The sequence below is a fragment of the Burkholderia sp. PvR073 genome (assembly GCF_054055695.1).
Genome location: NZ_JBSRXO010000002.1, coordinates 249,468 through 261,901, shown reverse-complemented (window position 1 = coordinate 261,901; position 12,434 = coordinate 249,468). Strand labels below are relative to the sequence as shown.

Here is a 12,434-nt window from a genome sequence, read left to right as displayed (position 1 = left end):
GCGGCCTCCGCGGCGCGGCGACCCCGTTGGCCGACCGCGTCGGCCGGGCGGTCAGATCGGCCAGCTGATCTCGAAGCGCGCGCCGCCGAGTTCGACCGGGTCGACGACCGCGATCCGGCCGTTGTGCGCATGGAGCACCTGTCGCGTGATCGCGAGGCCGAGCCCGTAGCCGCCGGTGCGGCGGTCGAGGCGCACGAACGCGTCGAAGATCCGCTCGCGTTCGTCTTCCGGCACGCCCGGGCCGTCGTCCTCGACGAAGATCGCGATGTTGCCGTGCTCGATCGAGATGCCGACCACGATCTGCGCTTTCGCATACTTGCTCGCATTGCGCAGCAGGTTGCGCATTGCATACGACATCAGCCGCCGGTCCATCTTCACGCGCAGGTCCGACGCGATCGCGATGCGCGACTCGATCGCGCGTTCCGGATACAGCAGCTGCGCATCGCTGACCTGGTGCTCGAACCACGCCACCGGCGCGGTCAGCTCGAGGTTCGACTGCAGCGAGCTGTATTCGAGCCGCGCATACGTGAGGCTCATGTCGATCAGCTCCTCGAGCTCGGTCACGTCCTGCGCGATGCTCTCCAGCGCCCCGTGATATTCGGCGGCGGAGCCCGGTTCGCGCAGCATCTCGAGCGCGAAGCGCACGCGCGCGAGCGGCGTGCGCAGCTCGTGCGAGATCCCGTTCGTCAGGTCGCGCTGCGCGGCGATCAGCCGTTCCATGCGCATCGCGAGCGCATTGAGCGTGCGCGCGAGCGGGCCGATGATCACGCTGTGCGATTCCCGCGCGCGCGTGTTGAAGCGCCCGCCGGTGAAGTCGATCGCACGCTCGCGCACCATCACGAGATCCGACCAGACCGGCCGCATCCACCGATACGCGGCGAGCGCGGGCGCGGCGAATATGAACGCGAGCACGATCCAGATGTCGCCCGGCAGCGCGTCGAACGCGTGCCACACGACTTCCGGCGACAACACGACGCACAGCGCGAGCGCCGGCACGAGCGCGGTCAGCAGCACGAGGCCGAGCAGATGCAGGTAGGTGCGCACGTACAGGCGCGACCAGCTCGGAATGCGGTCGGCGCGCATATCGGTCCACTCGCGACGGAAATGCAGCCAGCGCCATTTGACATAGCGCAGCGTCGAGAGCGGCGGTGCATCGGGGTGCGAAGGGGTGCGTCGGATCATCACGGCTTCCGGCTATCGTGCGACGCGGGGATGCGGCGGCCGGCGGCGTCGCGCCGGGGCGGCGTCATTCCCACGCATGCTTGCTGAACTGATAACCCTTGCTGCGGATCGTCTTGATCCGCTGCGGGTTGCCCGCATCGTCGTGCAGCTTGCGGCGCAGCTTCGAGATGCGCCCGTCGATCGTGCGGTCGAGGCCGTCGAACTCGACGCCGCGCAGTTGCAGCATCAGGTCGTCGCGGCTGACGACCTCTCCCGCATGGCACACCAGCACCCACAGCAGGTCGAACTCGGCCGACGTGAGGTCGGGCGAGCCGCCGCCGGGCAGCACGACCGAGCGGTCGGTGCGGTCGATCGAGAACTGGCCGAAGGTGTAGCGCTCCGGCTGCGCCGCGGGGCCTTCGGCCGCGCGCGCCGGGACGCGGCGCAGCTGCGCCTTGATCCGCGCGAGCAGGATGCGCGGCTCAACCGGCTTGTGCACGTAGTCGTCGGCGCCGAATTCGAGGCCGAGCAGTTCGTCAAACGGCTCGTCGCGCGCCGTCACCATGATGATCACGCCGTCGTACTGCTTGCGCGCTTCGCGGCAGATCTCGAAGCCGTCCTTGCCCGGCAGGTTCACGTCGAGAATGACGAGATCCGGGCGCATGGACAGGATCGCCGGCACGGCGGCGTCACCATGCAGCACAGTGTCGACTTCGTAGTCGTTCTTGCGCAGGTAGCCGGCGATCAGCGTGGACAGGCGGGTGTCGTCTTCGACGAGCAGGATGCGAAAAGACATGGGCAACGGTCGGATCATACGGGGGGACCGCCGCGGCGGCAGGCTTGCGCCCGCTGCCGGCCAGCGGCCGAAACGTACCGCATGATACTGCGCCCGCCGATTGCCCGTTTGGAGATCTGAAAAATAAGGGTGCGATGGCTGCCGCGCTTGACGAACCGGCGCCGAAACGGTTCCATACGGGCTCCCTGGAAACCGGGCCCCGCGCCCGCCCTGCCTCACGTGATGAACTACCAGCCGATCCTCCAACGCATCCATACCGAACTCGCCCCCTGGATCGGCCAGGGGCGCGTCGCCGACTACATTCCCGAGCTCGCGAAGGTGCCGGCCGACAAGTTCGGGATGGCCGTCGTGACGCTCGACGGAAACGTTTACACGATCGGCGACGCGCACGAGCGCTTCTCGATCCAGAGCATCTCGAAGCTGTTCGCGTGCACGCTCGCGTTCCAGTTGCTCGGCGACGCGCTGTGGGAACGGGTCGGCCGCGAGCCGTCCGGCACCGCGTTCAACTCGCTCGTCCAGCTCGAAAGCGAACGCGGCAAGCCGCGCAACCCGTTCATCAATGCCGGCGCGCTGGTCGTCACCGACGTGCTGTGCCGCCGCTTCGTCAAGGCCGAGACCGCGCTCGTCGAATTCGTGCGGCGGCTGATCGGCCCGACCGATCTCGACTACGATTCGCGCGTCGCGCTGTCGGAGTTCCAGCACGCGGAACGCAACCGCGCGATGGCGCATTTCATGGCGAGCTTCGGCAACATGCAGATGCCCCCCGACACGGTGGTCGACGCGTACTGCCGCCAGTGCGCGATCACGATGAACTGCGTCGAGCTCGCGCAAGCCGCGCTGTTTCTCGCGAACGGTGGCGTCGCGCCCGTCACCGGCGAGCGGATCGTCGATGCGAGTTCGGCGAAGCGGCTGTCGGCGCTGATGCTGACCTGCGGCACCTACGACGCGGCGGGCGACTTCGTCTATCGCGTCGGCCTGCCCGCGAAAAGCGGCGTCGGCGGCGGGATCGTCGCGGTGCTGCCGGGCGAAATGGCCGTGTGCGTGTGGGCGCCGGGGCTCGACGCGAACGGGAACTCGCTGGCGGGGACGTTGGCCCTCGAATGGTTGACGACGTATACGGGGCGGTCGATTTTTTGAGGTGGTGAAGTTAGGCGCAATTCCGAAAAGCGTCGTCGCGGCGGCCAAGGTAGTGCCCCCCGCAGACCACTGACCCAAGCTGCCGGCCGTGCCAAGCGGCCGCGAGCCTGACCGCTTCCCATTGGCGCCCCGCCTCCTGCGCCGAAGATCAGCGGCCCATCTAAAAGGTAATCGTTTTGAAGTTGTCGTTTGAAGTTCTGGAGGCGCTCGATGCCATAGATCGCGCGGGCACGTTCGCGGAAGCAGCCGTGCTGATTCATCGCGTACCGTCTGCGTTGACCTACCTGGTGCAAAAGGCAGAGAGCGATCTCGGCGTCACCCTGTTCGATCGCAGCGGACGGCGAGCGCAGCTGACCGAGGCGGGAAGACTGCTAGTAGAGGATGGTCGTCGTCTGCTCCAGACGGGGCGGGAGCTGGAAAGCAAGGTTCGGGGTGTCCATGCGGGTTGGGAGGTCGAGCTCAGACTGTGCCTCGACGAGATTCTTCCGCTCCCGTCGTTGTGGCCGCACGTTCGTGCTTTCTATGACATGGAAATGACCACGCGGCTGCGTCTGTCGACCGAAGTGCTCGGCGGCGTATGGGACGCGCTCGTGACGGGGCGGGCGGATATCGCGATCGGCGCCGCGGGGGAGCCGCCACACGCGCCGAACGTCGCGGCAAGGCCGATCGGCCTGTTGCGCCATGTTTTCGTCGTGGCGCCGCATCACCCGCTCGCCGCCGTCGAACAACCGCTCGACAGCGGCACGATTTCCAGTCATCGCGGCGTCGTCATCAGCGACACGTCGCGCGCCCTCGAACCGAGATCGGTGGCGATTCATGACGGACAACCGGTCATCGTCGTGCCGACCCTGGCCGCCAAACTTGACCTCCTTTGCGAAGGCATGGCCGTCGGCATGCTGCCCGCGCCCGTCGTCGAGGAGCCGATCCGTCAGGGAAAGCTTGTCGAGCGGCGCGTAACAGGCGTGCGGGACCATACAACCTGCTACCTCGGCTGGCGTGAGGACAAGACAGGACGTGCCTTGAAATGGTGGATTAATCGACTGGATCAAATCGATCTGATCTCCACGCTGTTCAGCACGCGCAGCATCGCGACTTGAGGCAAATGTCCGTACCGTGGACACCCGGCGACGAATCCGTTTCTTGCCAGCCCGTTTTCCAGCACGCAGGCACTAGAATGGTCGACGACATACACGCACCGAAGTGACTTTTGGGAGAGCATCAGTCATGCAACCGGAACACGCTTCAGATCGCGCAACGACTCGCCACGCAGGCACGGACACCCGCACGCACGCGCCGATTCCGCCGATCGTGCCGGCGCAAACCGCGCTGGTCGTCATGCACTACCAGACCGACATCCTCGGGCTCTTTCCGTCGGTCGCGCCCACCCTGCTCGCCAACACGCGCAAGCTGTGCGATGCGGCGCGGGCCGGCGGCGTCCACGTCTGTTTCGCCAATCTCCGCTTCAGCCCCGGCTATCCGGAAGTCAGTCCGCGCAACAAGAACGGTCAAGGGATCAAGCAGCTCGGCCTGTTCGTCGACGACGGCCCGTGCCCGGCGCTTGGCCGGCTGGACAGCGAGCCGCTGATCGCCGCACATCGCGCGAGCGTGTTCTTCGGCACCGACCTGCAGGCGCGGCTCGTCGCGCAGGGTATCGATACGCTGATCCTGGTCGGGATTGCGTCGACCGGCGTCGTGCTGTCGTCGGTTGCGCACGCAAGCGATGCGGATTTCCGGCTGTATACGGTGAAGGACTGCTGCTACGACCCGGATCAGGTCGTGCACGAGCATCTGTTCGCGACGGCGTTCGAGACGCGCACGACGGTGCTGTCGCTCGACGATGCGTTGCACTTGCTCGCGTAGACGCGCAACGCATGCGCCGCGCGCGCCGGCCGGAACGCTCCCGGCCGGCGCATCCTGCGTGACTTCGTGCGTTACTTCGCGATATACACGCCCGACGTCGGGCACGTCCCCTGCGTATTGCCGTCCGTCACGAGCGACGCCGCACTCGGAAACTGCGAGGTCGCGGTCGTCTTCACCGCGATCCACGCTTCCGTGAAATAGCTGACGCCGTTGGTCTTCGTGCACTTCAGCGACACCGCGCTGCGCGTGTTGCTGCCGAATGCGCCCTCGAACGCGGACAGCAACTGGTTGCGCGTCACCGTCTTGCCCGCGTTCGCCTGCAGGAACGCGTTGAACGACGTGTTGCCGAGCCGGCTGATCATGCCGGCCGCCTGGTTCCAGTAGGCGTCCGGCGTGGCCGAATTCGAGCAGGTGCCGTGCTTGAACCATTCGTGCTTGTCGAGGCACGACGCCACGCCCGGCATGTAGGTCGACAGCGTGTTGCGGGTCGCGGTGCTGACCGGATACGCATCCATGCTGCACCACTGGTGCGCGTTGTCGAGATCGACGTCGCTCTGCGGCACGCCGCAGTAGAACGGCTGGTTGCCGTCATACCGGTTCGGCCACAGGCCATGCAGCGACAGGCTCGTCGCCGCATACGTGCCGGCGAGGTTCGTACACTCCGGCGTGTCGTGTGACGCGCAGAAGCCGGGCTCCCACGAAGCCGCGAGCAACAGGTAGTCGTAGCTGGTCTGCGCGGTGGCGTGCAGCGAGGCGGATGCGACGGCGAGTGCGGCCGCGGCGCGGGCGAGCGTCTTGAGCATGGCGTTTCCTCGGAAAAGGCTTGCGGTCGCGGGACGCGCCGCAAGATTGTCGAATGTCTGCCCGCGATTGTTGCCGACGCAACATGGCATCTGTATGAAGGTGGACGAAGGAATTCGTGAGGTGGCGCAACGCCTCTGAGTGCCGACTCGCTGATCGAAGCCTCAGCGCGGCGCCACGCGGTTATTTCGCCGACGCGGCTTCCGATCCACCCGTCGACAGCGCCGCGCTGTCCTGCTCACGCCACGCCCGGCGCGACGTGATGATCGCCGTCACGGCCGAGCGCGCGACCTTCCACCACGCGAACGGCCGCGGATCGGCGAGCATGCTGAGCGCCCGCGCATAGTCGAGCGTGAGCCCGGGCGTCCAGGCCATCGTCACCGCGCGCTTGCGGATCTGCGCGGCGACCCACAGCTCGGGCGTGAGCAACAGGCGGACGAACGCACCCCACCCTGCCCGCGTGCCCTTGAGCCGCCACACCGCGCCGTCGAGTGCCGCTTCGAGCGCGTTCGACACGGTGCTCGAGCAGTTGCGGTGCGTGAGGTTGTACGTCACTGTCTGCCGGTACGACGACCAGAAGGCGTCCAGCTTCGCCGGATCGTAGTTGCGGATCCGCACGCGCACGGTCGACGGACACCACGCCTTCGATTCCGTCGCATAGTCGGGCTGGAACAACCCGGGCACGTCGTTCTCGCGCGTCGCGCGCAGGAGCCGCGTGAATTCGTCCGGAGAACGATCGATCTCGACGGCCGGATACAGGCTGATGTAGATGCCCTCGGGCGACTCCAGCGCCGCATGGCCGGTCGAGATCACGCCGTTGACGTCCACCGCCGCGATGTAGCGGTCGATCACCGGATAGCGCTGCGCTTCGCCCTTCGACGTGCCGGTCGGCGTCCACACGTGCACGGTAAGCGCGCGCTCGTGATCGGCCGGCGGGCCGTCCCATTCGGATTGCGTGAAGCGCGGCACGTCGGGCGCCGCGTCGATGTCGGGCACGATCGCGGGCGCCGGCGACGTCACGAACGCGGGGTTGCGCGTGAGCCGCCGCACGCGCGCGGCGAGGCTCAGCATGTGCATCCCGCCGAACATCAGCAGCAGGCCGAGGCAGTACGGCACGGTGCCCGCATAGTGAGTCGGGTACGGCTGGTAGAAGAAGATCGCGAGCAGGATCTCGACGACGCCCCATGCGAACGCGACGTTCCAGCGCCGGTAACGCACCATCCACGCGGACGTGCACTGCAGCAGCCCGTCGACGAGGAACAGCGTGCCGAAGATCATCGACAGCAGGAAGTGGCCGTGATGATGGCCCGCGAACACGAGCCCGGCGGCCAATACGACCGCGATGCCCTTCACGTAGCGCAGGATGCGCTGCCCGCCGACGCCGCTGCCGGCCACCGCGAGCGTCGCGAGCCCCTCGATCAGGAACAGCCACGCGAACAGTTCGATCGGAAAATGCAGCGCGCCGTCGAGCGCGTCGATGAAGATGCCGACGCCCGCGACGACCCACAGCCACCCCAGCACGGTCAGCCCGCGCCAGCGCGTTCGCAGATATTCGATGCCCAGCAGCAGCAAGACCAGTCGTACCATTGCGCCCTCGTATCATTTTTTTCGGGATACGCGATGGCCACGCGTGTCCTGTCGTACCGACCGCGCGTCGTGCGATGCGCAAGCCGGGAGGCGGGGAATGCTGGCCGGCGCGTCATGCGTCGACATGACCGATGACGGCCGGCGCGCGCCGCTCTGGCCGAATAATAAGATATGACGGAGCTGGTTGAAAGCCTGTCGAAACCTTTTCCGGCGGCTTCTGACGCGACGGCATGGCGAACGAGACGGCACGATCGGCAGCGTTGCCGCGGCGGATTTCCCGTTCGACAACGCGCGCCGGATACGCGAGAATCGCCGCTCCGAGGGCGAAAGCCACCCCAAAACCGCACAGACGGAACGACAAGAAATGCGCATTTCGATCACGCGCCGGCGCCTGCTGGCCGCCGGCATGGCTGCGGCCAGCCTCCCGCTGTCCGGCTGCTTCACGCCGAAGCTGTACAAGGACAGCGGGTACCGCGAACACGTGTCCGCGTTCATGATCACCGAAGACGGCAAGAAACTCGTCGTCCTCGGCTCCGATTACCATTACATCTTCGATCTGCCGGACTCGCTGCGGCCCGTGCTGCAGTCCGGCTACCGGAAGTCGCTGCACACCGCGTTCACCGACTTTCATGCGAGCGGCAGCGGCGTGACCGGCCACTACCGGATCGTGTTGCCAAAGGACGCATCGGCGGACGATCAACAGGCCGCGGCCGCCAACGGCTTCACCGCCGCGCGGGCCGGGCTCGTGCTCGAAGGCGACATCGGCGGCAAGCGCTACTCGACCGACGGCTTCGCCGACAAGGCCAAAGGCAAGGACAACGCGACACAAGCCTTCAACCAGCCGTACAACGTGTACGTCAGGGAATCGCCGTCCGTGGTCGGCATGGGCTTGCGGATCCTCGCGACGCCGGTCACGGTCGCCGCCGACGGCGTGCTCGTGCTGGGCGGCATCTTGCTCGTGCCGATCGCGGCCATCGCGATCCAGGCGAACGGCGGCCTGCGGATCATGTAACGGCAGCGGCCGACGGTGACGCTCGCCTGCCATGCACGCGCTCGCACCACGAACGCAAACCGGAGCATCGACATGACGACCTCGCCGCTTCACACCCCGCCGCTCGGCCCGCAACTCAAGCGCTGGCGCACGCTGCGCCGCGTGAAGCAGAGCCATGCGGCCGAGCTGTTCGGTGTCGCGCAATCGACGATCTCGCGCTGGGAGGCCGGCATCCAGCAGATGTCGCCCGACGAGCGCGCGACGGCCGAGCGGCTGCTTGCCGCGCGTCTCGACTCGGCCGGCGACCACGCGCTCGCGCGGCTGATCGCGAGCAGCACGGCCCGCATGCATCTCGTGTGCGACCTCACGCACCGTCTGCTCGCCTGCTCGCCGTCGCGCGCGGCCGAGTTCTCGCGGCCGCTGCCGGCGTTGCTCGGTACCTCGCTGTGGCGCTATGCGTCGCCGGAAATCGTCCGCATGGAAGCCGCGCTCGACCCGCTCGGTTGGCACGATCGCGCGGGACCGCCGAGCGTCGAATTCGCGACCGGCACCAATGTGTCGCGCGTCGTGCCGATCCGCGGCAGCACCTGCCGGTGGACACGAATGACGCTGTCGGACGGCTCCGCCGCGCGGCTCGTCGAAACGCTGTAGCACGCGCGCAAGCCGCCGGGCCCCGGCGCGCCACGCATATTTCATGCGTGGACGCAGCGCGTCCGCTCGGCGTACGCTTGACGGCTCCATTCAAGTATTGCGCTGACGATGAACCTCGACACGATCCACGCGCGGCTCGATTTCCTGCGCGAAGCCGAACGCCTGAAAGACGTGCTGCGCAGCGGCCACACGTCGACGGGCCGTCCCGAAAGCACGGCGGAGCACAGCTGGCGTCTCTGCCTGATGGCGCTCGTGTTCGCCGATGCGCTGCCCGACGTCGACACGACGAAGCTGCTGAAACTGTGCGTCGTCCACGATCTCGGCGAAGCGCTGCACGGCGACATCCCCGCGATCGAGCAGGCCGCGCATCCGGACAAGAGCACGCACGAGCGCGACGACTTGCTGACGCTGACGGCCGGGCTCGATCGCGCGCTGCGCGACGAGATCGTCGCGCTGTGGGATGAATACGAGGCGGCCGAATCACCGGAAGCGCGCGCCGCGAAGGCGCTCGACAAGCTGGAGACGATCCTGCAGCACAACCAGGGCAGCAATCCGCCCGACTTCGACTACGCGTTCAATCTCGGCTACGGCCGGCGCTACACCGACGCGGCGCCGCTGTTCGGCGCGATCCGCGCGATCGTCGACGCGGACACGCAACGCCGGATCGACGCACGCGGCGACGGCGCGTAAGCGCGCGGAACCGGCCGCGCGGGCAGCTCGTGTTCTCGATCGAGCATCCGATCTACACGGCGCAGCGCACAGCGCGCGTCATTCACACACCGCCGCCCTGCGCCGCGCCGGCGCGAACGCCACCGCGCTCGCGGTCGCGAGCACGGCCACGCCGGCCGCGCCGTACACCATCACCCAGCCGAATCCGTGCACGAGCGCTGCGTGCAGCGCCGTGCCGGTCGGGTCGGCCTGCGCGAGCGCCGGCGCGATCGCCTGCAACCCGTCGGTGCGGCCCGACGCGATCTGCTGCGCCAGCGTGCGCAACGCCCCCGCATCGACCGCCCCCGCCACCCCCGCCTTCAGGCTCGCGACGATCCCCGCGACCAGCACGAACCCCATCGTCGCGATATTCAGCGCGAGCGAGATCATCCGCGCGCTCATGTCGATGCCCGACGCCATCCCGGCCCGCGAACCCGGCACCGCGCCCGTCGTCGTGTTCGTGACCGGCGTGTTGGTGAGCCCGAGCCCGATGCCGGCGATCACGCAGCCGGGCAGCATCGTGAGCCAGCTCGCGTGGTCGACGCCGCTGCCGATCCGCATCAGCGCGAAACCGGCCGCGATCGTGAACAGGCCGCCCGGAATGACGACGCCGGGTCCGTAGCGCAGCGCGAGCCGCTCGCCGAACGGCGGCGCGACCAGCGTCGGCAGCGTATAGGCGAGCAGCGCGAGGCCGGCCGTCACGCTGTCGTACCCCAGCGCGACCTGGAACCAGATCGGCAGGTAGATCATGAACGGCCAGAAACTGAAGTTCATCCCCATCGAGCCGAAGATCGCGCCGGTGAACGCGCGAATCCGGAACACGGAGAAGTCGAACATCGGCCGCGCGCTCACGCGCTCCGCGACGACGAAGCCCGCCAGCGCGAGCACGGTCGCGCCAAGCACGCCGAGGCCGGCCGCGCTCGTGAGCCCCAGCTCCGCGCCCTGCGTGATAGTGAACGCGAGGCCGAGCACGGCGAGCGACAGCGTAACGATGCCCGCGACGTCGAGCGTGCCCGCATGCGGATCGCGCGACTCCTGCACCGCGCCGCCGATCAGCACGAGCGCGACGGCCGCGAGCGGTGCGTGGACGAGAAACACCCACGGCCAGCTCGCCAGCGCGACGATCGCACCGCCGACGATCGGCCCGAAGCCGAGCCCGATCCCGAACACGATTCCCCAGATCCCGAACGCGCGCCCGCGCTCGCGCCCTTCGCGGAATTGATGCGACAGCACCGCGATCTGGCAGATCAGCATCGCGCCGCCACTCGCGCCCTGCAGCAGCCGGCCGGCCACGAGCACCGGCACGTTCGGCGCGAGCCCGCACAGCAACGACGTCGCGCCGAACAGCACGGTGCCGATCACGTACACGCGCTTGCGGCCGAAGCGATCGGCGAGCGTGCCGGCCGCCATCAGCACCGTGGTGCACGCGATCGTGTACGCGTTCATGATCCACTGCATGCCGTTGAAGTCGCCGTGCAGCACGTGTTCGAGCGTCGGCAGGATCACCGGCACGCTCGAGATCTCGAGGCCGAACATCAACGACGTGAGACAGACGGCCGCGAGTGCGACCGCATTCCTGCGGGAGTCGGATAGCGTCATGCGTATTGCGCGACGACCCGCAACAGGTCGCGCGCCTCCAGGTGAGAAGGATTCGCCACGTGCGGCCGGCAACGCACGCTGGACGGGAATCGGTACTATAGTGAGAATTCCCCTCCCCATTGACGCGTCCTTTTCTCATGACTAGGGAATCACAGGACGCAATCAGCGCAACCCACCATGACCGACAGACTCGACGGCGTCACCACCTTTGTCCAGGTAGTGGAATCCGGCAGCTTCGCGCTCGCCGCGCAACGGCTCGACATGACGCGCTCGGCGGTCGGCAAGGCGATCGCGCGGCTCGAGAAGCGGCTCGGCGCGCGACTGCTGCAACGCACGACGCGCAGCCAGAGCCTGACCGACGACGGCCAGGCGTACTACGACCGCTGCGTGCGCGCGCTGTCGGAACTCGAAGCGGCGGAAGCCGATCTCGATTGCGGCCGCAACGAAGCGCGCGGCAAGCTGCGGCTGAGCGTGCCGCTCGCGTTCGGGCATCACTGCGTGACGCCGATCGTGCTCGATCTCGCACGCACCTATCCGCACCTGCGGATCGACGTATCGATCACCGACCGTTTCGTCGATCTGGTCGAGGAAGGGATCGATCTTGCGGTGCGGATCGGCACGCTGGCGGACAGCACGAGCCTCGCGGTGCGGCGGCTCGGCACGCAGCACGGCAGCCTCGGTGCATCGCCGTCGTATCTCGCGCGCTACGGGATGCCGCAATCGCTCGACGACCTGCGGAATCACCGGACGATCGCGTATTCACGCTCGGGCGTCGTGCAACCGTGGGACCTGCGCGCGCCGGACGGCTCGACCGTGCGCGTCGACATGCAGCATCAGCTCAGCTTCGACGACGTGCAGGCGATCGCGGCGGCCGGTGCGGCGGGGTTCGGGATCGCCTGGCTGCCGAGCTGGCTGCTCGATCATTACGTGAAGCGCGGCGAGATGGTCGTCGTGCTCGACCGCTGCTTCGTGTGCGAAGGCGACATCCACGCGATCTGGCCGAAAACGCGCTATCTGCCGCGCAAGACGCGCTGCGTGATCGACGCGCTCGTGCAGGCGGTGCCGCCGATGATCGAGCGCTGAACGCAGAAGAAAAGAACGGAAATGCGTTGAAACCGACGCGCCGCGCGGGCGCGTCGGGAC

General features: G+C 67.7%; 13 protein-coding genes. 7 read left to right on the top strand and 6 right to left on the bottom strand.

Annotation, left to right across the window (positions count from 1 at the left end; all coding sequences use genetic code 11):
• Positions 1-51: 51 nt before the first annotated feature.
• Together ACVK00_RS08335 and ACVK00_RS08330 are read right to left on the bottom strand one after the other, a co-directional pair.
• Complete coding sequence (locus ACVK00_RS08335) at positions 52-1,182, bottom strand: ATP-binding protein (RefSeq protein ID WP_228908208.1); 1,131 nt, start codon at positions 1,180-1,182, stop codon at positions 52-54.
• 64 nt (positions 1,183-1,246) lie between these two features.
• Positions 1,247-1,957 carry a response regulator gene (locus ACVK00_RS08330; RefSeq protein WP_166725939.1) on the bottom strand — a complete coding sequence of 237 codons (711 nt, stop codon included), beginning with the start codon at positions 1,955-1,957 and terminating at the stop codon, positions 1,247-1,249.
• 222 nt (positions 1,958-2,179) lie between these two features.
• Here ACVK00_RS08330 and ACVK00_RS08325 point away from each other — a divergent pair, with 222 nt between their 5' ends.
• From ACVK00_RS08325 to ACVK00_RS08315, 3 genes are all read left to right on the top strand, one after another.
• On the top strand, positions 2,180-3,094 hold the full coding sequence (locus ACVK00_RS08325) for a glutaminase (protein WP_166725940.1): 915 nt from the start codon (positions 2,180-2,182) through the stop codon (positions 3,092-3,094).
• Positions 3,095-3,270: 176 nt separating this feature from the next.
• Positions 3,271-4,191 (top strand): LysR family transcriptional regulator, encoded by a 921-nt coding sequence (locus ACVK00_RS08320; RefSeq protein ID WP_284895480.1) that lies wholly within the window; start codon positions 3,271-3,273, stop codon positions 4,189-4,191.
• A 127-nt stretch (positions 4,192-4,318) separates the two neighbouring features.
• Complete coding sequence (locus ACVK00_RS08315) at positions 4,319-4,954, top strand: isochorismatase family cysteine hydrolase (RefSeq protein ID WP_284895482.1); 636 nt, start codon at positions 4,319-4,321, stop codon at positions 4,952-4,954.
• Between the two features lie 71 nt (positions 4,955-5,025).
• On the opposite strand, the gene ACVK00_RS08310 is transcribed toward ACVK00_RS08315, so the two are convergent.
• From ACVK00_RS08310 to ACVK00_RS08300, 3 genes are all read right to left on the bottom strand, one after another.
• Positions 5,026-5,757: a ribonuclease T2 gene (locus tag ACVK00_RS08310; RefSeq protein WP_284895484.1), complete on the bottom strand. Its 732-nt coding sequence runs from the start codon at positions 5,755-5,757 to the stop codon at positions 5,026-5,028.
• Between the two features lie 181 nt (positions 5,758-5,938).
• Positions 5,939-7,342, bottom strand: coding sequence for an HdeD family acid-resistance protein (locus ACVK00_RS08305; protein WP_284895486.1), 1,404 nt, complete (start codon positions 7,340-7,342; stop codon positions 5,939-5,941).
• 112 nt (positions 7,343-7,454) lie between these two features.
• The gene (locus ACVK00_RS08300; RefSeq protein ID WP_228908213.1) at positions 7,455-7,703 is read right to left on the bottom strand and encodes a hypothetical protein; all 249 of its coding nucleotides are present in this window, start codon (positions 7,701-7,703) and stop codon (positions 7,455-7,457) included.
• A gap of 3 nt (positions 7,704-7,706) precedes the next feature.
• Here ACVK00_RS08300 and ACVK00_RS08295 point away from each other — a divergent pair, with 3 nt between their 5' ends.
• The 3 genes from ACVK00_RS08295 to ACVK00_RS08285 all read left to right on the top strand — a co-directional run bounded on the left by ACVK00_RS08295 (position 7,707) and on the right by ACVK00_RS08285 (position 9,674).
• On the top strand, positions 7,707-8,354 hold the full coding sequence (locus tag ACVK00_RS08295; protein ID WP_284895488.1) for a hypothetical protein: 648 nt from the start codon (positions 7,707-7,709) through the stop codon (positions 8,352-8,354).
• Between the two features lie 72 nt (positions 8,355-8,426).
• Positions 8,427-8,984 carry a helix-turn-helix domain-containing protein gene (locus tag ACVK00_RS08290; protein WP_284895490.1) on the top strand — a complete coding sequence of 186 codons (558 nt, stop codon included), beginning with the start codon at positions 8,427-8,429 and terminating at the stop codon, positions 8,982-8,984.
• Positions 8,985-9,092: 108 nt separating this feature from the next.
• On the top strand, positions 9,093-9,674 hold the full coding sequence (locus ACVK00_RS08285) for an HD domain-containing protein (RefSeq protein WP_175731317.1): 582 nt from the start codon (positions 9,093-9,095) through the stop codon (positions 9,672-9,674).
• A 78-nt stretch (positions 9,675-9,752) separates the two neighbouring features.
• Here ACVK00_RS08285 and ACVK00_RS08280 read toward each other — a convergent pair whose 3' ends face one another.
• A complete protein-coding gene (locus ACVK00_RS08280; protein WP_284895493.1) occupies positions 9,753-11,291 on the bottom strand; it encodes an MFS transporter in 1,539 nt (512 codons plus the stop codon).
• Between the two features lie 177 nt (positions 11,292-11,468).
• Between ACVK00_RS08280 and ACVK00_RS08275 the strand changes: the two genes are divergently transcribed.
• A complete protein-coding gene (locus ACVK00_RS08275; protein WP_284895495.1) occupies positions 11,469-12,374 on the top strand; it encodes a LysR family transcriptional regulator in 906 nt (301 codons plus the stop codon).
• Positions 12,375-12,434 lie beyond the last annotated feature (60 nt).